Annotated in this window: 18 protein-coding genes; 6 read left to right on the top strand and 12 right to left on the bottom strand. The window is 72.8% G+C overall.

Translation table 11 applies throughout. From position 1 onward, the window contains the following. Window positions 1–85 precede the first annotated feature (85 nt). From AC07BS_RS31605 to AC07BS_RS31595, 3 genes are all read left to right on the top strand, one after another. Window positions 86–1,504, top strand: coding sequence for an NAD(P)/FAD-dependent oxidoreductase (locus tag AC07BS_RS31605; protein WP_478935210.1), 1,419 nt, complete (start codon window positions 86–88; stop codon window positions 1,502–1,504). Between the two features lie 572 nt (window positions 1,505–2,076). Next, entirely contained in the window at window positions 2,077–2,796 is a 720-nt protein-coding gene (locus AC07BS_RS31600) for a hypothetical protein (protein ID WP_478644429.1), read from the top strand. Between the two features lie 42 nt (window positions 2,797–2,838). Next, window positions 2,839–3,576 carry a class F sortase gene (locus tag AC07BS_RS31595; RefSeq protein WP_478935209.1) on the top strand — a complete coding sequence of 246 codons (738 nt, stop codon included), beginning with the start codon at window positions 2,839–2,841 and terminating at the stop codon, window positions 3,574–3,576. Between the two features lie 54 nt (window positions 3,577–3,630). On the opposite strand, the gene AC07BS_RS31590 is transcribed toward AC07BS_RS31595, so the two are convergent. Further along, complete coding sequence (locus AC07BS_RS31590) at window positions 3,631–4,269, bottom strand: DUF4291 domain-containing protein (RefSeq protein ID WP_478935208.1); 639 nt, start codon at window positions 4,267–4,269, stop codon at window positions 3,631–3,633. Between the two features lie 192 nt (window positions 4,270–4,461). On the opposite strand from AC07BS_RS31590, the gene AC07BS_RS31585 reads away from it, so the two are divergent. Beyond that, complete coding sequence (locus AC07BS_RS31585) at window positions 4,462–4,989, top strand: DUF779 domain-containing protein (protein WP_478935207.1); 528 nt, start codon at window positions 4,462–4,464, stop codon at window positions 4,987–4,989. On the opposite strand, the gene AC07BS_RS31580 is transcribed toward AC07BS_RS31585, so the two are convergent. Both AC07BS_RS31580 and AC07BS_RS31575 read right to left on the bottom strand, forming a co-directional pair. After that, entirely contained in the window at window positions 4,923–7,178 is a 2,256-nt protein-coding gene (locus AC07BS_RS31580) for a putative bifunctional diguanylate cyclase/phosphodiesterase (RefSeq protein ID WP_478935212.1), read from the bottom strand. The genes AC07BS_RS31585 and AC07BS_RS31580 overlap by 67 nt on opposite strands. 676 nt (window positions 7,179–7,854) lie before the next feature. Next, window positions 7,855–9,222: a peptidase C39 family protein gene (locus tag AC07BS_RS31575; protein WP_478644437.1), complete on the bottom strand. Its 1,368-nt coding sequence runs from the start codon at window positions 9,220–9,222 to the stop codon at window positions 7,855–7,857. 310 nt (window positions 9,223–9,532) lie between these two features. Between AC07BS_RS31575 and AC07BS_RS31570 the strand changes: the two genes are divergently transcribed. Beyond that, window positions 9,533–10,159: a uridine kinase family protein gene (locus AC07BS_RS31570; protein WP_478935206.1), complete on the top strand. Its 627-nt coding sequence runs from the start codon at window positions 9,533–9,535 to the stop codon at window positions 10,157–10,159. A gap of 522 nt (window positions 10,160–10,681) precedes the next feature. Continuing rightward, window positions 10,682–12,601, top strand: a complete 1,920-nt coding sequence (locus AC07BS_RS31565; protein WP_478644441.1) for an AAA family ATPase — start codon at window positions 10,682–10,684, stop codon at window positions 12,599–12,601. A 50-nt stretch (window positions 12,602–12,651) separates the two neighbouring features. Here AC07BS_RS31565 and AC07BS_RS31560 read toward each other — a convergent pair whose 3' ends face one another. The 9 genes from AC07BS_RS31560 to AC07BS_RS31520 form a co-directional block, all read right to left on the bottom strand. Next, window positions 12,652–13,776 carry a hemolysin family protein gene (locus AC07BS_RS31560; RefSeq protein WP_478644443.1) on the bottom strand — a complete coding sequence of 375 codons (1,125 nt, stop codon included), beginning with the start codon at window positions 13,774–13,776 and terminating at the stop codon, window positions 12,652–12,654. Continuing rightward, window positions 13,773–15,104 carry a hemolysin family protein gene (locus AC07BS_RS31555; protein ID WP_478645055.1) on the bottom strand — a complete coding sequence of 444 codons (1,332 nt, stop codon included), beginning with the start codon at window positions 15,102–15,104 and terminating at the stop codon, window positions 13,773–13,775. The genes AC07BS_RS31560 and AC07BS_RS31555 overlap by 4 nt, the downstream gene beginning before the upstream one ends. A 164-nt stretch (window positions 15,105–15,268) precedes the next feature. After that, on the bottom strand, window positions 15,269–15,736 hold the full coding sequence (locus tag AC07BS_RS31550) for a PH domain-containing protein (protein WP_478644446.1): 468 nt from the start codon (window positions 15,734–15,736) through the stop codon (window positions 15,269–15,271). A gap of 38 nt (window positions 15,737–15,774) precedes the next feature. After that, window positions 15,775–16,623, bottom strand: a complete 849-nt coding sequence (gene hisG / locus AC07BS_RS31545; RefSeq protein WP_478644449.1) for an ATP phosphoribosyltransferase — start codon at window positions 16,621–16,623, stop codon at window positions 15,775–15,777. Between the two features lie 58 nt (window positions 16,624–16,681). Further along, the gene (locus tag AC07BS_RS31540; protein ID WP_086574932.1) at window positions 16,682–16,951 is read right to left on the bottom strand and encodes a phosphoribosyl-ATP diphosphatase; all 270 of its coding nucleotides are present in this window, start codon (window positions 16,949–16,951) and stop codon (window positions 16,682–16,684) included. A 33-nt stretch (window positions 16,952–16,984) separates the two neighbouring features. Continuing rightward, window positions 16,985–17,470, bottom strand: coding sequence for a 6,7-dimethyl-8-ribityllumazine synthase (ribH, locus tag AC07BS_RS31535; RefSeq protein ID WP_478644451.1), 486 nt, complete (start codon window positions 17,468–17,470; stop codon window positions 16,985–16,987). Between the two features lie 49 nt (window positions 17,471–17,519). Next, on the bottom strand, window positions 17,520–18,815 hold the full coding sequence (locus AC07BS_RS31530) for a bifunctional 3,4-dihydroxy-2-butanone-4-phosphate synthase/GTP cyclohydrolase II (RefSeq protein ID WP_478935205.1): 1,296 nt from the start codon (window positions 18,813–18,815) through the stop codon (window positions 17,520–17,522). Then, on the bottom strand, window positions 18,812–19,471 hold the full coding sequence (locus AC07BS_RS31525) for a nicotinamide mononucleotide transporter family protein (protein WP_478935204.1): 660 nt from the start codon (window positions 19,469–19,471) through the stop codon (window positions 18,812–18,814). Before AC07BS_RS31525 ends, AC07BS_RS31530 begins: the two co-directional genes overlap by 4 nt. After that, window positions 19,468–20,082, bottom strand: a complete 615-nt coding sequence (locus AC07BS_RS31520; protein ID WP_478644456.1) for a riboflavin synthase — start codon at window positions 20,080–20,082, stop codon at window positions 19,468–19,470. The genes AC07BS_RS31525 and AC07BS_RS31520 overlap by 4 nt, the downstream gene beginning before the upstream one ends.

Below are 20,082 nucleotides of genomic sequence, written 5' to 3'. Positions count from 1 at the left end.
TAGTCCACAACCAGGGGGGGGGTTCCCGGCCCCCCCCTCCCCCGGTGGGGCGGCGGCGTTTTTCCCTTCCCCCGCGGGGGCCTGGGTGGGGCTGCCCCCCCCCCTCCCCCCCCCCCCCCCCCACGCCTGGTGGGAGCAGGCCACGCCCGAGCAGCGCGGCAACCTCGTCCCCGTCACCGTCCAGGCCCCGTACCGCTCGCGCAAGGCGTTCGAGATCCGGGCGTTCCTCGCCGGCAGCGACGTCGTCTTCTCGTGGAAGGACCCGGATCCGCCCACGGACCAGAACGTCCACGTGACGGTGCCGGGCGAGCCGCCGCTCCCGCCCAACCCCTCGCTCGCCGCGCTGGCCGTGGCCCTCAAGCTGGTCGACAAGCCCGACCGGGAGTGGTTCGACGTGGTCGTCGTGGGCGGCGGCCCGGCGGGCCTGTCGGCGGCGGTGTACGCGGGCACGGAGGGGCTCAAGACGCTCGTCATCGAGGACGACGTGCCCGGCGGCCAGGTGGGCACCACCACGGACGTCGCCAACTACCTCGGTTTCCCCGACGGCGTCTCCGGCTTCGAGATCGCGCGCAGGGCGCTCGCCCAGGCGAAGAAGTACAAGGTGTGCTGGCAGCCCGCCCACCAGGCCACCGAGCTGCGCGTCGGCGACCCCAAGAAGCCGCACGAGGTGGACGTCAGCGGTTCCGCCACGAAGACCTACCGGGCCGGCGCCGTGGTCATGGCCAGCGGGCTCACGGCGAACGAGCTCACCGGCGTGGACGGGCTCAAGGACCTGGTCGGGCGCGGCGTCTACTACAGCGCCCTGTCCGTCGACGCGCCGAAGACGGCGGGCGATCACGTCGCCATCGTCGGTGGCGGCAACTCCTCCGGGCAGGCGGCGCTCCACTTCGCGCAGTACGCCACCGACGTCACCCTCGTCATCCGTGGTGCGCGGATCGAGGACAAGATGTCGGACTACCTCGTCAAACGCATCAAGCAGACCAAGAACATCAACGTCTGGACGAAGTCCAACGTCACCGCCGTCGAGCAGGACGCGAACAAGGAGCTCAAGGCCATCACGGTCAAGGGCCCGGACGGCGGCAAGCGCCTGGAAGCCCGCTGGCTCTACCTCCTCCTCGGCGGCAGGCCCAATGTCCAGTGGATCGGGAAGACCGCCACCGCGAAGATCGCCGTGTCGGCGCTCTCCGGCGCCGTCCTCACCGGGATGCACCTGCCCGGCCACGCCAAGGAACTGGTGCGGATCGCGGAAGAGGCCCGGAAGAAGGGCGAGGCACAAGGACTGAAGGGCAAGGAGCTGGAGAAGTTCGTCGAAAAGGCCGTACAGGCCGCGCGCGCCGCCTCCGCGGAGACCAGCGTGCCCGGCGTCTACGCCATCGGCGACGCGCAGTACGGGGTCCCGCCGCGCGTGGGGTCCGCGGTCGGGCAGGGAGCGGCGGTCATCGGCGAACTCTTCCCCTACATCGCGAAGCACCCCCACCTCTTCCCCTCCTTCAAGCCCGCCTAGGCCCCTCTTCAAAGGCGCGTCCAAAGGCGCGACTAAAGGCGCGACCAGCGGCCCGGCCAACGGCCTCCGACCTGCTCCACGGCAGGACGGAGGCCCTTTGTCGTTCATCGGCCTCATCCGATCCGTATTTCCCCCGACTTTGACCAGCCATCAGGCATCCGGGCCCCCTTCCCGCCCCGGCTCGCATTCCGCCGACCGGGTGATTTCCAGCTCGCCACCTCACGGCATCCGCCGCCGCACAGAACACGCGCCCGCGCCAACGGGCCCCCACCGCACAACGACACCGCCACCCCCCGGTACCCCTCCCCCGGAAATCCGGCGACGACCCCCGGCCGGGCCCGGAAGCCATAACCACCTTTCCTCGCACACGAGTTGAGGAGATACCAGCACTTCCCACCCCGCCGTCGCGCCCAAAGCGGCGTCAGCCGGGTGGGTGTACGTCCCATACCTGCCCTGAGCTGCGCATACGTCGGCGACACGGCGAATTGCTTACCGAATGGAGCAATACGGATACTCAGCGGATGCCCCCTTGACAGTGCCGGGTGAACCTCGGAGACAAGGAGGTACAACCCGTGAAAACAATTCGTACCGCTCTCTGCGGCACCCTGACGGCATTCGCCGTCTGCGCGGCACCCGCCGCCTATGCCCTCAACGACCCGGCGGCCAAGGCCTCGCACGTCGACCTGTCGTCCCCCGTCAAGGCCGTGCCCCAGACCGGGCACCACGACGATGACGACTGCGACGACGACCACGGTCGGGGCCACGGTCGCGACCACGGCAAGGACGACGACTGCGACGACGACCACGGCCGAGGCCACGGTCGCGACCACGGCAAGGACGACGACTGCGACGACGACCACGGCCGCGATCACGGACGGGACCACGGCAAGGACGACGACTGCGACGACGACCACGGCCGCGATCACGGTCGCGACCACGACCACGGGCGTGACAACGACCATGGCCGGGACCACGACCACGGACGGGACAACGACCACGGTCGCGACCACGACCACGGCCGGGACCACGACCACGGACGCGACCACGACCACGGACGCGATCACGACCACGGCCGGGACCACGACCACGGACGCGACCACGACCACGGCCGGGACCACGACCACGGCCGGCCGCACCACCACGCCCACGCGGGTGGCGGCGCGACCGCGTCCCTGGCGGCGGACTCCTCGTCGCCCGACACCTCCGTCATGCTCCTCGCGGGCGCGACCATGGGTGTCGCCACCGGTGGCCTCATCTGGTACCGCCGTCGCGTGAACGCGGCCAAGCAGTAACGGAAGCGATCCGGAGTGATGTCAGACAAGCGCACAGGTGGTGTGAGCCGCCTGCTGACAGGGGTGGCCTGGGCGACATTGATGCTCGCCCTGTGGATGGTGGGCAACGACGCCACCGAGGAGCCGATAACCCGGGCTCCGAAGACCGGTGACGTCGCCGCCGCCGAAGGCCGCCCTCCCGCGCTCGACCGGCCCCCGGCACACGCACCGCTGCCGGGGGCCGGCCCCCAGACATTGGTCATCAAGGCCATGGGTCTACGGGCCCCGATCGAACCCCACGGGCTGGATCCGCTCGGCGGGGTCGAACCACCCCCGTACGAACGGCCCAACGCGGTGGCCTGGTACCAGGACGGTCCTCAGCCCGGAAGCCCGGGCGCGGCCGTCCTCGTCGGTCATGTGGACACCAAGAAGTCGGCGGCGGTCTTCTACGAGCTGAGCAACATCAAGCGCGGGACGGGGATCACCGTCGTCCGCACGGACGGCACCACCGCCGACTTCACCGTCGACAACGTCAGCACCGTCTCCAACGACAAATTCGACGTCGACAAGGTCTACGGATCGGCCGACACCAAGCGCTCCGAGCTGCGGCTGATCACCTGCGGCGGGGACTACGACCACGATCACCACGAGTACAAGGCGAACGTGGTGGTCTCGGCGTATCTGACCGGCAGCCGCCAGGCCGCCCCCAACTCGGGCTCGGGCGGCTCGGGCGGCTCCGACGGCAACGGCACGGCGCAGAACGGCTCCTCGGAGGACGGCGGCGACTCCTCCCAGACCTGACCTGACCTGACCAGACCTGCCCCGCCCCGCCCCGCGGCACTGTCGCCCGGACCGTCACGCCCGCAGGTGGGCCAGGAGCGCCTCGTCCGCGGGGTACTCCCGCTCGCGGGGCAGGAGCGCCGCCGCCGCGCCCATGTCGCCCTCGCGCACGTGCCGGCGTATCCCCGCGGCCAGCGCGGTCACATCGGTGATCGAGACCGTCCACTCGTCGGCGTAGCGGCGCGACGCCTCGCCCGAGAGGCCGAGTTGCAGGGAGCGGTACGGCAGGGGCCGCAGGTGGAGGTCGCGCTCGGGGTCCCACTGGACGCGGGTGGGGGCCTGCCGCAGCCGCTGCCGCCAGTCGTCCCGGTCGGTGTGCACACCGCGCGCGTAGTGGGACAGGCAGGCGTGGCGCAGGGCCCATTCGAAGCCCTCGCGGGTGATCTCGACGGCCAGGACGGTCTCCTGGCCCTCCTTCGTGCCCCAGCCGCAGCGGTACATCATCCACAGGAACGACGGCTTGATCCAGGTCATGCGGTCGCGCTTCCAGCTGCCGGGGAAGCGTCCGTCCCGGGCCGCGGGCAGTCCTATGGACGGGGTGTACGCCTGGTAGACGGTGATGGTGGAGTCCGTGTACGTGGCGCGGATACGGTGCCCGGGGCGGGCGGTGGCGCGTTCGTCGTCGTGGGGCGTGTGGTGCTGTCCTTCGTTCACCCGCCCAGCATGGTCGCGGAGCCCGGGCGCGTGCCACTGAATTCCCCGCGCGCGTCCCGGCCTCCCTCCCCCGGCCTCGCCTCTGGCGATCAGGCCCGGCACGGGGCAGGCTGACCTTCCCCCCGACGACGAAGACGACGAGGACGACGAGACCGACGACGAGACCGAGAACGAGAACGAGGAGAACGGTCCATGCGCGCACCCTTACCCGACGTACCGCCCGACGTACCGCCCGACGTGTCGCGGATCGCGGTGACACCCGCCGCCGCCCGGCTCATCCGTGACCTCACCGACCTGCACGGCCCGTTGATGTTCCACCAGTCGGGCGGCTGCTGCGACGGCAGTTCGCCCATGTGCTACCCCCGCGGCGAGTTCCGTACGGGGGCCTCCGACGTCCTCCTGGCCGAGCTGGTGGTCGGGGGCGTGGACGAACCGGTCGGGTTCTGGATGTCCGCCGACCAGTTCGAGCGGTGGCGCCACACCCACCTGACGGTGGACGTGGTGCCGGGCCGCGGCAGCGGGTTCTCGCTGGAGGCGCCCGAGGGGGTGCGGTTCCTCATCCGGTCGCGGCTGCTGACGGACCACGAGGCGCGCGTCCTCGACGGCGATCGGCGCCGGGCCCCCCGGGTCCGCCGCCCGGCGGCCGGCACCGCTCAGGACGAGGACGCGTCCACCAGCGAGAGCGTGTGGAGGCGCTCCGGCGGCCCGGGCCGGGCGTAGTACCAGCCCTGGGCCGTGTCGCAGCCCAGTAAACGGAGGTGGTCGGCCTGTGTCCCTGTCTCCACGCCCTCGACCGTCACCGACAGGTCGAGGGTGTGGGCGAGGGAGACGATGCCTTCGACGATCTTCACATCGACGGGGTCGGCGGGCTCGCGCTGCATGCCCCGGGTGAAGGAGCGGTCCAGCTTCAGGGTGCTGACGGGCAGCCGGCGCAGGTAGGAGAGGTTGGAGTAGCCGGTCCCGAAGTCGTCGAGGGCTATGTCGACGCCGAGGTCGGCGAGCTCGCGCAGCGGGCGGAGCTCGTCCTCGTCGGCGCCGATGAGGGCGTTCTCGGTGACCTCCAGGCACAGGGCGGAGGGGTCGAGGCCGGCGTTGTCGAGGACGGCGACGGTGTCGGCGACGAGGCCGGGGTAGCGCAGCTGGGACGGCGAGAGGTTGACGTTGACCCGCAGCGGGCCCTCGTACGCGCCGGCCGAGCGCCAGGAGCGGGCCTGCCGGGCGGCCTCCTCCAGCACCCAGCGTCCGAGCGGCACGATCAGGCCGGTGTTCTCGGCGAGCGGGATGAACTGGTCGGGCCCGAGCACCCCGTGGACCGGGTGCAGCCAGCGGACCAGGGCCTCCGCGCCGCGCACCGCACCGTCGGACAGCCGGACGAGCGGCTGGTACTCGATGAAGAACTCGCCGTTGTGGAGGGCGGCGGGCAGGCAGTTGGTGAGGCTGTGCCGGGCGATGGCGCGGGCGTCGGAGTCCGCGTCGGCGAGCTCGTAGCGGTTCCCGCCGGCGGCCTTGGCGCGGTACATGGTGATGTCGGCGCTGCGCAGCACCTCCGCCGCGCCGCGCCCGCCGGCCGTGCCGCGTTTGCCCGTCGCGTCGTCGACGACGCCGATGCTGGCGCGGACGGAGAGGTGGCGGCCGTCGAGGGCGATGGGCTCGGCGAGGGCGGCCAGCATCCGCCGGGCGAGGGCGGTGGCGTCGCCGGGGGCCGCGGGGCCGGTGACGAGGGCCACGAACTCGTCGCCGCCCAGCCGGGCCACCATTTCGCCGGGGCCGGTCACGCACTCCCGCAGCCGTTCGGCGACGGCGACGAGCAGCTGGTCGCCGACGGTGTGGCCGAGGCTGTCGTTGACGGCCTTGAAGCCGTCGATGTCGAGGTAGCAGAGGCTGACGCGCGGCGCGAGCCCCGGCCCGGCGGCGTCCGCGCACACGCTGTCCGTACGAGCACCGGCCGCCTGGGCGCCGTCCTCCCCGGCCGCCAGCGCGCGGTCGAGGCGCTCGAAGAAGAAGGTGCGGTTGGGCAGGCCGGTGAGGGAGTCGTGGGTGGCCTCGTAACGCAGCCGGTCGTGCAGCCGCCGGCGCTCGGTGATGTCCTCCATGAGCGCGAGCTGGTACTGCGGCGCGCCGGAGGCGTCGCGGAGCAGGGCGACCGTCAGATCGGTCCACAGGACGGTGCCGTCGCTGCGGTAGTACGGCTTCTCGACGCGGTAGTGGTCGCGCTCGCCCCGGACCAGCTGGTGGTAGAGGCTCCAGAACTCGGGGGCGTCCTCGGGGTGGACGAGCTCGCCGACGTTGCGGCCGGCCGGGGTGCTCCGCAGGTCGCCGAACATCCGCAGGACCGCCTGGTTGACGTCCATGATGCGGCCGTCGACGTCCGCGATGCCGACGCCGACGGCGGCCCCCTCGAAGACCGCGCGGAAGCGGGCCTCGCTACGGTGGAGGGCGTGCTCCGCCTCGGTCTGGGCGGCGAGGGCGGCGGTGGAGATGGCCTCCTGCTCGCAGACGGTGCGTTCGCGCAGGGCGCGGGCGAAGCCGGCGGCCACGGAGTGCTGGAGGCGCGAGCAGCGGGCGCGGCTCTCCTCGGCGGGCATGGGCCGGTCGGGCGGGCAGTAGAGGACGAGGTAGGCGTCGATGACGCCGAGTATCAGGGGCAGTGCCTCGGGGTCGGTGCAGTGCGCCCGTACGAGCGCCTCGCCGACCCCGGCGGCGGGGCGCGGGTCGAAGGGCCGGGCACTCAGGGCGTCGCTGAGCGTGCGGGCGAGCGGTACGAGGTAGCGCTCGAACTCCGCGCGGGCCATGGCGGGTGCCGTCAGGGCGGGGTGGACCGCGCGGCTCCAGATGGCGGCGAAGCGCTGCAGCCGGTCGTCCCGGGCATCGGAAGCGACGGCCCGCACGGTGGTCCCTGTGGACCCCATGGCGGCGTACGAAACCGGGGCGGCGGTTTGATTCACGGGCAGCATTCTGCCACTGGTCACTCCGGTCACGGCTGCCGCCCCACCCCTGCCGGTCCGGCATGCGCGGCGGGGGCTGACGCGACGGCCGCGGGACGCCGCTCGGAGCGACGGCTCCGGCCGTCTTTTTGAGGGCCTGTCACCACTGCAGAACCGACCGCTCGGCCGGTCCCCCGCCGCCCTTCACCCCGTCCCCGGGCCCGCCGGCCGGGCTCGCTCGGTACGGACGGCTCGCTGCCCTGGGGGGCCCGGGTGGAACGCTCCATCAGACTGTGTCTCCAGCTCGTCTCAGGGGTGTTGAGCAGAGGCTACTGATCGTTCGTTCGAATGGAAGTAGCAAGCGGAAATGGGCGATCCGCATTCGGCCACCCTTCACCTTCGCCTCCTGCGGATGTGTTGTTCGCGGCGGTTCGAAACCACCCGGACGCGTGACATGCATCTCCCTCGCCGCGACAGCGGATCTCCGCAGGTCCGGCGCCGGAAAGCGGCAAAGATCACACCAATGATCATTTCTTCGGTCGCTGGAGCAAATGATCACATGGCGGAGGTATGTGACGTACGCGCGGGGCCCCGGCTCGCACAAGGTCCGGGTGGCCCGGGCCCGGACGGTCCCCCTGTCCCGCCCGGGCCGGGACCCGGCTCAGCGCACCCCGACCGAGGCCAGCGCCCGTGCCTGACGTGTCGTCGGGCGCAGCGGGAAGTAGAGGTAGCAGATGCCGCCCGAGCCGCTCCGGACCTCTCCCTGGGCGTTGCGGCGCTTGGTGCGCAGCCAGATGTTCTCGAACTGCCGGCGCTTGTAGACCCGCTCGACGGCCGCGTTCGAGGGGCTCGCCGGGTCGTTGACCACCACGTCGCCGTCCTCCGTGAAGCCGGCCACGCACATCAGGTGGCCCGCCGTCCCGTACCCGGCGCCGTCGAGCTCGGTGGCGAGGAAGGACTGGGAGGTGATGACGGGGATGCCCGCGCGCACGAGCCGTTCGGCGTCGTTCAGGGTGCGCAGGCGGGTGACCACCGCCTGGAGGTCGGGGTAGGTGGCGGCGTACGCGGCGTTGAACGGCCAGTTGCCGCAGCCCCGGTACTGGTGGTCGTAGGTGTGGCGGGCGGCGTGGCAGACCTGGGGGTCGGCGTAGGAGGGGTCGACCCAGGCGAGGTCCTCCCGGCTGGGCCTGCGGCCCCAGTGCTCGACGACCATCTGCGAGGAGGTGGGGCTGCACCAGGCCTCGCCGCCGTTGTCGTACTCCGGGTACTGCCCCTTGTGGATCTCCTGCGAGTAGCGCGGCACCCCCAGCCGGTGGCCGGCCCCCTCGCCGGGCGCGGAGGCGGGGACGGTGAAGCGGTCGGGGATGTCGGAGGCCATGGCGCCGAGCCGCCAGACGGTCGGCGTCAGCCGGGTGCCGGGCCGCCGGTAGAGGGTGAGCCGGAGTTCGTAGGAGGCCACGCGGAGACCGGTGGCGGGGTCGGAGACGGCGAGGGTGTCGGTGGATACGGAGCTCTTGCCGTCCCGCTGGTCGTCGACGGAGGTCCGGCGGATGTCGCCGTCCGCGTCGCCGGAGGTCCAGCGGCCCATCACATACCAGGGGCCGTGGGTGCGGTCGGTGTACGCGGGCCGCGCCTCGGCCTGGATCCAGGTGCCGGCGGGGGTGCGGGCGTTCCAGGAGACGACGATCTCGGTGGCGGGCACGGGCGGGGTGCGCACCGGGGAGAGCCAGGTGGCGTACTCCCAGGACGACGTACGGCCGGTGTGCGGGTCGCGGTACTCCTGGGTGCCGATGGGCGTGCCGATGACCAGGCCGGGCCGGTCGCCGCCGACCACGCGGGTGCCCGCGCCCCGGCCGCCGGACCACTGCGGGAAGGTGGCCCAGGAGCGGAGGTCGACGGCCCCCTCGGTGGGACCGCTGCCGCCGGAGGCGCCGGCGAAGGCGGCCGGGGCCGAGACGAGGGGCGAGGCCGCCGCGAGGGCGAGGGCGGCGGTGAGCACGGTTCGGCGGGGCGTGGATCTGCTGGACATCGACGTGGTCCCCCAGTCGTCTCATGGATGGGGCGGTGGATGGATGGGGTGTGGGACGGGAAGTCGGGTGGGATGCCGGACGGGCCCGCGGCCGTCGAGCGGGGTCGCGGCCGTGGAACGGGGTCGCGGCCGTGCAACGGGGTCGCGGCGCGATCCGGCCCGCACCGGCCGGACCACTATCGCGGCTGCGACGGCCCACGGCCAGTGATGCCCGCGCGGCGCGTCCTCGATGCCCGGCGGGGCGGGTCCGGTCGGGGAACGTGCCCCGCGGGTCGGTCACGGCCCTCGGGGCGCGGCCTAGGGTGGTCCGGTGAACGATCGATTCCGGCCTCCGGACCCCGAGCCCGCGTCCGGTCCCGGCGCGCTCGCCGGCCTCGCCCGCCGGCTGCTGGCGCTGCCCCCGTCCGTCGGCCCGGTGCGCCTCGTCGCGGTCGACGGGCACGCCGGTTCGGGGAAGTCCACCTTCGCCGAGCGGCTGGCCGCGGCCCTGGGCGGCGCACCCGTGCTGCACCTGGACGACCTGGCGACGCACGAGGAGTTGTTCGACTGGACCGGGCGGCTCGCCGAGTGGGTCCTCGCGCCCCTCTCGCGCGGCGGGACCGCGCGGTACCGGGCGTACGACTGGGTGGCGCGGCGCTTCGGCGCGGAGCACGAGCTCCCGGCGGCTCCGGTGGTGCTGGTGGAGGGCGTCGGTGCGGGCCGTCGGGCCCTCCGCCCCTATCTGGCGTGTTTGTTGTGGATGGAGTTGCCCCACGAGCACTCGTGGGAAAGGGGTCAACTCCGCGACGGACCCGAACTGACCGAATTCTGGGACGGCTGGAAGCGAGCGGAGCGCGCCCATTTCACTACCGACCCCTCCCGGCCGTACGCCGAACTCCTGGTGCTCCAGTGCAAGGAGGGGTACATGTTGCGTCCGGGGCCGCGGAAAACCGACTGATCGACCACCCCTCTCACCCTCCGTGAACGCCCGCGGCCGGACCGCTCCCGCGCGGCGTACGATCCCCGCCGACTGCCTCAACTCGGCTTGACCCAGGGGCCGTACAGGTCTTACGTTCTCAATGTGCGGTCCACCAAGGCCGCTTGCAGACGCGAAGCCCCCGGTTGTTCCCCCGTGATCGGGGGCTTCGTTCTGTCCTCCGCGTCACGTTTCGCGCCCTTCGCCCCCGCACCCCTCTCCCCGTCGCGTCACCCACCGTGACCGCTCTCCGGGGCGCTTCCCCGACCGCCCCCGGCTCGCGTTCCCGCCGCGGGGCGCGCCCCCGCACCCTTCGGCCGACGCCGATCGCGCAGGTACGATGCGAGGCGGCGCACCCGTCGGCGGCCACCGCCGGCCCGGAGGCGCCGCGGGAACATCAGGGTGGTCAACTCCCGTCCACGGCACAGCGGTTCGACGAAGGCACGGCCAAGGCACTCGCCCGGCGGCTCGGCACGCTACGGGGGCAGGTTTGTGGGGGACGTGATGGATCTCGGCATGCAGGGCCCGCCCGCCCCGGCCGATCTCGCCTGGCTGCGCGCCGTCGACGCCTACACCATGGGCGCGTACACGGAGGCCGAGCAGGAGTTCAGGGCCGCCGTGCGCGCGGACCCCGGTATGGCCGATGCCTGGCTCGGCCTCCACGCGCTGCGCGCCGAGACCACGACCGCGCTGCTGCGCATGTACCGCCACCGCGACCGGTTCGGCGAGCAGCGCGCCCGGCACCGGCGCCCCCTCAACTCCTGGTACTGGCTGGGCTGGTGGGTCCAGCCGGTGCTGGAGAACGGCCGCGACCTGCTGCTGGCCCACGCCTCCCACTGGCTGGACGCCCGGCACGTCCCCGAGCTGGACCGGGCGCTCGCCGGCTGCCCGCCCGTCGAGGCCGACCCCCAGGTCCGCTTCCTCCACGCCTGCCGGGCGTACCTGGTCAAGGACTGGGACCTCCTGGTCCGGCACACCGAACCGCTCCTCCACGACCCGCTGCTGGGGATCGAGGCCGGGCTCTTCGGCGGCATGGCCCGGGTCCGGCTGGAGATGTACGGACAGGCCGAGCCGCTGCTGGCCACCGCGCTGATGCGCTGCCGCAGCGAGCAGCCGCAGCGCAAGGAGCTGCGCTACTGGCTCGCCCGCGCCCACGAGGGCACCGGTCGCAGCGCCGCGGCCCTCCCCCTCTACCGCGCCGTCCACCGCGTCGACCCCTCCTTCATGGACACCGCGGCCCGGCTGACCGCGATCGCCGACGCCGACGGCCTCGACGACGAGCACCTGGACCTCGCCGGCGTGCCGCTGGGCGGTGGCGGCCCGCCCGCCGAGCCGGCCGACGCGGCCGTGGAGAGCGAGCCGCAGGGTCTGCCCGACGCCTTCGACGTCCTCACCGGCACCGGCCCGGAGGACGAGCCCGCGGCCGGCGCCCCGGTCGAGGCCGACGGCGTGCGCGAGAAGTTCCGCGTCCCCGCCCAGGGCGGGCCCGCCCGGCCGCCCGGCCGGTCCGACCCGGTGCTGCTCGCCAGGGCGCTGGCCGAGCTGGAGCGCATGGTGGGCCTGGAGCCCGTCAAACGGCAGGTGCGGGCGCTGTCCGCGCAGCTGCACATGGCCCGGCTGCGGGCCGGGCAGGGCCTGCCCGTCCAGCCGCCCAAGCGTCACTTCGTCTTCTCCGGCCCCTCGGGCACCGGCAAGACCACGGTCGCCCGTATCCTCGGCCGGGTCTTCTACGCCCTCGGGCTGCTCGGCGGCGACCACCTGGTCGAGGCCCAGCGGGCGGACCTGGTGGGCGAGTTCCTGGGCCAGACGGCCGTGAAGGCCAACGAGCTGATCGACTCCGCGCTCGGCGGGGTGCTCTTCGTCGACGAGGCGTACAGCCTGTCCAACTCCGGCTACAGCAAGGGCGACGCGTACGGCGACGAGGCCCTCCAGGTGCTGCTCAAGCGCGCCGAGGACAACCGCGACCGCCTCGTGGTGATCCTGGCCGGCTACCCCGAGGGCATGGACCGGCTGCTCGCCGCCAACCCGGGCCTCCACTCGCGCTTCACCACCCGGGTCGACTTCCCCAGCTACCGGCCGGCCGAACTCACCGCCATCGGCGAGGTGCTGGCCGCGGAGAACGGCGACGCGTGGGACGAGGAGGCGCTGGAGGAGCTGCGCAGCATCAGCGGTCACGTCGTCGAGCAGGGCTGGATCGACGAGCTGGGCAACGGCCGGTTCCTGCGCACCCTCTACGAGAAGAGCTGCGCCTACCGCGACCTGCGGTTGTCGGCCTATCCGGGCACGCCGACACGCGACGACCTGGCGACGCTGCGGCTGCCGGATCTGATGCAGGCCTACGGCGAGATCCTGTCCGGGCCGGGCTGGGGCGCGCCGCGCCGCCGCCAGGGCGACGCGCGCGACCCGCAGGACCCGGCGCCGTGAGGGGACCGGGGTGGAACGGCGCCCGCCCCACCCCGGTCCCCGTCGGGGGCTCAGCCCGCCAGGACCTCCTCGGCCTCCAGGGAGCGCTCCCCGGCCGCCGGCCGCTCGACCGCCGGCTCCTGGGCGGTCCGGGCCTCCGGGAGCTCCCGGTGCGCCGGGTCGCGTACCTCTCCGACGAGCATCTCCAGCACGTCCTCCAGGGCGACGAGCCCGATCACCCGTCCGGAGGCGTCGGTGACGGCGGCCATATGGGCGGCGGCCCTGCGCATGACCGTCAGCGCGTCGTCGAGCGGCAGCTCGGCCCGCACGGTCTGCACGCGCCGCCACACGTGCTGCGGCACGGCCCGTTCCCGCTCCTCCAGGTCCAGTACGTCCTTGACGTGGAGGTAGCCCATGAAGGCCCCGCCCGGCGCGGCGCATATCGGGAAACGGGAGTAGCCGGTGCGGACCGTCAGTTCCTCGATCTGCCGGGGGGTGACCGACGGGTCGACGGTCACCAGCGTGGCCGGGTCGAGCAGTACCTCCGTCACCGGGCGGCTGCCCAGTCCGAGGGCGTCCTCCAGCCGCTCCTGCTGCTCGGGCTCCAGCAGCCCGGCCTGGCGGGAGTCGTCGACCAGACGGTTGAGCTGCTCGCTGGTGAAGACGGCCTCGACCTCGTCCTTGGGCTCGACGCGGAAGAGCCGCAGCACCCCGTGCGCGCAGGCACCGAGCAACCGGGTGACCGGCCGGCACAGCCGGGCGAAGGTCACCAGGCCGGGGCCCAGCCACAGCGCCGCCCGGTCGGGCGCGGACATGGCCAGGTTCTTCGGCACCATCTCGCCGATGACCAGGTGGAGGAAGACCACCAGGGCCAGCGCGATCACATAGCCGAGGGGGTGGATGAGCCCCTGCGGCAGCCCGATCGCGTGGAAGACGGGCTCCAGCAGCTCGGCCACGGTCGGCTCGGCCACCGCGCCCAGTGTCAGCGAGCAGACGGTGATGCCGAACTGGGCCGCCGCCATCATCTGCGGCAGGTTCTCCAGGCCGGTCAGGACCGTGCGGGCCCGGCCCGAGCCCTCCGCGGCGCGCGGCTCGATCTGGCTGCGGCGCACGGACACGAGGGCGAACTCGGCGCCCACGAAGAATCCGTTGGCGAGCACCAGCACGAGGGCGAGGAGGAGTTGCAGGACGCTCATCGGCGCACTCCCGCCGGGACGTCCGTACGGACGAAGCGGACCCGCTCGGCCCGGTGGTGACCGACCCGGCGCACCGACAGCCGCCAGCCGGGCAGCTCGGCGGCGTCCCCGGGGGCCGGGATGCGCCCCAGGAGGCCGGCGACGAGGCCGGCGACGGTCTCGTAGGGCCCGTCGGGCGCCTCCAGGCCGATGCGGCGCAGGATGTCGACGCGACAGCTGCCGTCGGCCTCCCAGGCCTGGCGGCCGTCCTCGCAGGGCACGGAGGCGAGTTCCGGCCGGTCGGCGTCGAGGGCGTCGTGCTCGTCGCGCACCTCGCCGACCAGCTCCTCGACGATGTCCTCCAGCGTGACCACGCCGGCCGTGCCGCCGTACTCGTCGACGACCACGGCTATCGGCTGCCGGCTGCGCAGCTGCTCCAGGAGCGGCTGGACCGGAAGGGTGCCGGGGACGAGCATGGGGGCCACGGCGATCCGCCCGACGGGGGTGCGCAGCCGCTCGTGGCCGGGCACGGCGAGGGCGTCCTTGAGGTGGACCATGCCGACGACCTCGTCGAGGCGCTCCCGGTAGACCGGGAAACGGGAGAGGCCGGTGGCGCGGGTGAGGTTGAGGACGTCCTCCGCGGTGGCGGTGGACTGCAGGGCGCTGACCTTCACCCGGGGGGTCATGACGTGCTGGGCGGTCAGGCCGCCCAGCGAGAGGGTGCGGACGAAGAGGTCGGCGGTGTCCTGCTCCAGCGCGCCGGCCCGGGCGGAGTGCCGGGCGAGCGAGACGAGTTCGCCGGGGGTGCGGGCCGAGGCCAGCTCGTCGGCGGGCTCGACGCCCATGGCCCGGACGAGCCGGTTGGCGACGGTGTTGAGCACGGTGATGACGGGCCGGAAGAAGTGGGCGAAGACGCTCTGCGGGCCGGCCACGAACCGGGCGACCTGGAGCGGCCGGGAGACGGCCCAGTTCTTGGGGACCAGCTCGCCGACGACCATCTGCACGGCGGAGGCCAGCAGCATGCCGGACACGACGGCGGCGCCGGGCGCGGCGCCGTCCGGCAGCCCGGCGGCGGCCAGCGGGGCGGTGAGCAGCCGGCCGAGCGCGGGCTCGGCGAGCATGCCGACCACCAAGGAGGTGATGGTGATGCCCAGTTGGGTGCCGGAGAGCTGGAAGGACAGCTCCCGCAGGGCGGCGACCACGGTACGGGCCCGGCGGTCGCCGTCGGCCGCGGCCCGTTCGGCCTCCGGCTTCTCGACGGTCACCAGGCCGAACTCGGCGGCGACGAAGAAGCCGTTCGCCAGGATGAGCAGGAGGGCTGCCGCGAGCAGCAGCAGGGACACGGTGATGCTCATGACGCCGCCTCGCCGTAGGGGGCGGCGCAGGTACTACAGGACGATCCGTCCATCGCCGGAGTTCGTCACTCCTCGTTTCGCAGGTGCCCCGGTGACGGGGCGGGGCACGTGTGTGCCCGTGGCACCAGAGTAATCAAGGAACCGGGAGGGACGGCGATTCAGGTCGTGGAGCGCCCTGTGCCGTGCGCCTCGACGAGGGCGCGCAGGGCGCGGGCGTCGGCGATGGCCCGGTCGCGGGCGATGCCGGGCTGGATGCCCATGGCGGGCAGGCTGGTGCCGTCGGAGAGGTCGAGGTGGACCCAGGCGTCGCCCGAACGGAGGTTCACCCGCACGATCTGGGCCCAGGCCAGCCGCCGGGTCGTCGTGAGGTTGGTGACGGTGACACCGTCCTCGGTGGCGACGACCTTGGGGCGGCTGAGCAGGCCGAGGACCGCGAGGCCGAGCAGACCGGTGGAGATGAACGTGATCCGGTCCCCCGTGGTGAACGTCGTCAGCAGGAACGACATCACCGTGAGCACCACGAACAGCGCGGAGCCGATGCCGAGCAGGACGACGCGGGTGCGGGTGGGACGGAAGGTGACGGGCAGCGCGGGCAGGCCGGCTGCCGCCGGGGCGGGGGTGGTCACGTCGGAATGGTCTCTTTCGGGGCTGCGGCGGTGGTCCGTCAGAGGCGGCAGGCGTGGATGCCCGTGGTGAGGATGGCCCGGGCGCCGAGCTCGTAGAGCTCGTCCATGATCCGCTGGGCGTCCTTGGCCGGGACCATCGAGCGGACCGCGACCCAGCCCTCGTGGTGGAGCGGGGAGACGGTCGGGGACTCCAGGCCCGGGGTGAGGGCGACGGCCCGGTCGACGTGCTCGACACGGATGTCGTAGTCCATCATCACGTAGCGGCGGGCGACCAGGACGCCCTGCATCCGGCGGAGGAACTGCTGGACCTTGGGGTCGTCCACGGGCGCGCCGTGCCGGCGGATGACCACGGCCTCGGAGGTGAGGATCGGCTCGCCGATGACCTCCAGGCCGGCGTTGCGCAGGGTGGTGCCGGTCTCGACGACGTCCGCGATGATCTCGGCGACGCCCAGCTGGATGGCGGTCTCGACCGCGCCGTCGAGGTGGACGACGGCGGCGTCGACGCCGTGGTCGGCGAGGTGCTTGGTGACCAGGCCGGCGAAGGAGGTGGCGATCGTCATGCCGCCGAACTCGCTGACGTCGCTCGCGGTGCCCGGCCGGGTGGCGTAGCGGAAGGTGGAGCCGGCGAAGCCGAGCTGCATGATCTCCTCGGCCTGGGAGCCGGAGTCGAGCAGCAGGTCCCGGCCGGTGATGCCGATGTCGAGCTTGCCGGAGCCGACGTAGACGGCGATGTCGCGCGGGCGCAGGAAGAAGAACTCGACCTCGTTCTCGGCGTCGACGAGGACGAGCTCCCTTCGGTCCTTGCGCTGGCGGTAGCCGGCCTCATGGAGCATCGCCGACGCAGGCTCGGAGAGAGAACCCTTGTTGGGAACGGCGATGCGCAGCATGAGGTCTGTTTTCCTTCGTGCGGGAAGCGGGGTGTACGGGAGAGGTGGATCCGGTGGATCAGAGATGAGCGTATACGTCGTCCAGGGAGATCCCCCGGGCCACCATCATCACCTGAAGGTGGTACAGGAGCTGGGAGATCTCCTCGGCGGTGGCCTCGGCACCCTCGTACTCGGCGGCCATCCACACCTCGGCGGCCTCCTCGACGACCTTCTTGCCGATGGCATGGACGCCCTTGCCCACCAGCTCGGCCGTACGGGAGGTGGCGGGGTCGGCGGAGGCCTTCTGCTGGAGCTCGGCGAAGAGCTCCTCGAACGTCTTCTTGGACATGGTGGTCCTACCCTACGCCGCCCGGCCCCCGGGTCAGTGCCAGGGCTCGGACACCGAGCGGAGGATCACCGCCGTGGCGACGGCCGCGGTGACGGCCTCGTGGCCCTTGTCCTCGTTGGAGCCCTCCAGCCCGGCGCGGTCCAGGGCCTGCTCCTCGGTGTCGCAGGTGAGCACGCCGAAGCCGACCGGGACGCCGGTGTCGACGGACACCCGGGTCAGGCCGTCGGTGACGCCGTGGCACACATACTCGAAGTGCGGGGTGCCACCGCGGATGACGACGCCCAGGGCGACGATGGCGTCGTAGCCGCGGCCGGCGAGGGCCTTGGCCACGACCGGCAGCTCCCAGCTGCCCGGGACGCGCAGCAGCGTCGGCTCGTCGATGCCGAGGTCGTGGAGGGCGCGCAGGGCGCCGTCGACGAGTCCGTCCATCACCTTCTCGTGCCACTGCGCGGCGATCACGGCCACACGCAGGTCCTGGCAGTTCTTCACACTCAGCTCGGGGGCGCCCTTGCCGCTCACGTGTCGTCTCTTTTCGGTCGGGTGGTTCTTTTCGGTCGGGGTGGTCTGATCACTGGTTGCCGCAGGCGGACACCCGGTCGGTGTCCAGCCAGGGCAGGTCGTGGCCCATGCGGTCGCGCTTGGTCCGCAGGTACGTCAGGTTGTGCTCGCCGGCCTGGACGGGCATGGGCTCGCGGCCGTTGACCTTGAGTCCGTGCCGGACGAGGGCGGCGGTCTTGTCGGGGTTGTTCGTCAGCAGGCGCAGCGAGCGCACGCCGAGGTCGGTGAGGATGCGGGCGCCGGCGGCGTAGTCGCGCGCGTCGGCGGGCAGGCCCAGTTCGAGGTTGGCGTCGAGGGTGTCGCGCCCCTCCTCCTGGAGCTCGTAGGCGCGCAGCTTGGGCAGCAGGCCGATGCCGCGTCCCTCGTGGCCGCGCAGGTAGAGGACGACGCCCCGGCCCTCGGCGGTGATCCGGTCCAGGGAGGCGTGCAGCTGGGGGCCGCAGTCGCAGCGCAGGGAGCCGAAGACGTCGCCGGTCAGGCATTCGGAGTGGACGCGGACGAGGACGTCCTCGCCGTCGCCGAGGTCGCCGGAGACGAGCGCGATGTGCTCGACGCCGTCGACGGTGGAGCGGTAGCCGTAGGCGCGGAAGTCGCCGTGGGCGGTGGGCAGCCGGGTCTCGGCCTCGCGGCGCACGGTGGGCTCGGCGGAGCGGCGGTAGGCGATCAGGTCCTCGATCGAGATGATCGACAGGCCGTGCTTGCGGGCGAAGGGGACCAGCTCGGGCAGGCGCAGCATGGCGCCGTCCTCGCCGGCGATCTCCACGATCGCGGCGGCGGGCCGGAGCCCGGCGAGGCGGGCGAGGTCGACGCCGGCCTCGGTGTGGCCGTTGCGGGCCAGGACGCCGCCGGGCTTGGCGCGCAGCGGGAAGACGTGGCCGGGGCGGACGAAGTCGCCGGGGACGGCGGCGGGGTCGGCCAGCAGGCGGATGGTGACGGCCCGGTCGGCGGCGGAGATGCCGGTGTCGGTGCCGTGGGCGCGGCCGGCGTCGACGGAGACGGTGAAGGCGGTGCGCATCGACTCGGTGTTCCGCTCGACCATCTGGGGCAGGTCGAGCCGGTCGATGTCCGGCTCCTCCATGGGCACGCAGATCAGGCCGCGGCACTCGCTCATCATGAAGGCCACGATCTCGGTGGTGACCTTCTCGGCGGCGATGACGAGGTCGCCCTCGTTCTCGCGGTCGGCGTCGTCCACGACGACGACCGGCCGGCCGGCGGCGATGTCGGCGATGGCGCGCTCGACGGGGTCGAGCGTCAGCACACCGGCCTCCTCGCCCTCGGTCTCGTACCAGCTCTGCACGATGGTCATGCCGTTGCTCCTTCCGCAGCGGTCGCGGGGGCGGGACTCGTGCGCGAACGCAGCCACCAGTCGCGCAGGCCCCAGAGGACGAGGACGAGATAGACGACGTAGACGAGGCCGGAGAAGGCCAGTCCGCTGTCGAAGGCGAGCGGGACGCCGACCACGTCGACGAGCAGCCAGGCGAACCAGAACTCCACCAGTCCGCGGGCCTGGGCGACCATCGCGGCGAGGGTGCCGACGAAGATGTAGGCGTCCGGCCAGGGGTTCCAGGACAGCTCGGGCACGGCGGTGAACAGGGACCCGACGGCGAGCGTGCCGGCGGCGGTGCCGGCGAGCAGCAGGAGCCGCTCGCGGCCACTGGCGAAGCGCACGGCGATGGAGCCGTCCTGGGCCCCTTGCCGGCCGCGCGTCCACTGCCGCCAGCCCCACAGGGCGACGACGATGACGAGCAGCTGCTTGCCGATGCCGCCGCTGAGGTGGGCGGAGGCGTAGGCGGCGACGAGGACGACGCCGGAGAGGAACTGGGCCGGCCAGGTCCACACCGAACGCCGCCAGCCGAGGGCCAGGGCGACGAGGCCGATGCTGTTGCCGATCATGTCGGACCAGATGACGTGCTGGCCGAGGACCGCGAAGGCCTCCCCGTTCAGCCAGGAGAGGGCGCTCATGCCGGACCCTCCCCGCCGCCGGCGCGGTGGCCGAGCAGCGACTCGACGTACTTGGCCAGCACGTCCACCTCCAGGTTGACCTGCTCGCCCGGCTGCTTGATGCCGAGGGTGGTCAGCGCGAGGGTGGTGGGGATGAGGCTGACGGTGAACCAGTCGTCCCCGGTGGTGACGACGGTCAGGCTGATGCCGTCGACGGTGATCGAGCCCTTCTCGACGACATAGCGGCCGAGGCCGGCCGGGAGGCCGATCCTGACGATCTCCCAGTGCTCGGCGGGCACCCGCTCCAGGATGGTGCCGGTGCCGTCCACATGGCCCTGGACGAGGTGGCCGCCGAGACGCCCGCCGAGCGCCATGGGGCGCTCCAGGTTGACGCGGGAGCCGGGGACGAGGGCGCCGAGGCTGGAGCGGTTCAGGGACTCGGCCATCACATCGGCCGTGAACTCGCCGTCCTCGGTGTCGACGACGGTCAGGCAGACGCCGTTGACGGCGATCGAGTCGCCGTGCTTGGCACCCTCGGTGACGAGGGGGCCGCGCAGCCGGAAGCGGGAGGCGTCGTCGAGCTCCTCGACGGCGACGACCTCTCCCAGTTCTTCGACGATTCCGGTGAACAC

The sequence above is a fragment of the Streptomyces sp. NPDC044063 genome (assembly GCF_056434285.1).
This window is presented reverse-complemented; position numbering and strand designations above follow the sequence as displayed.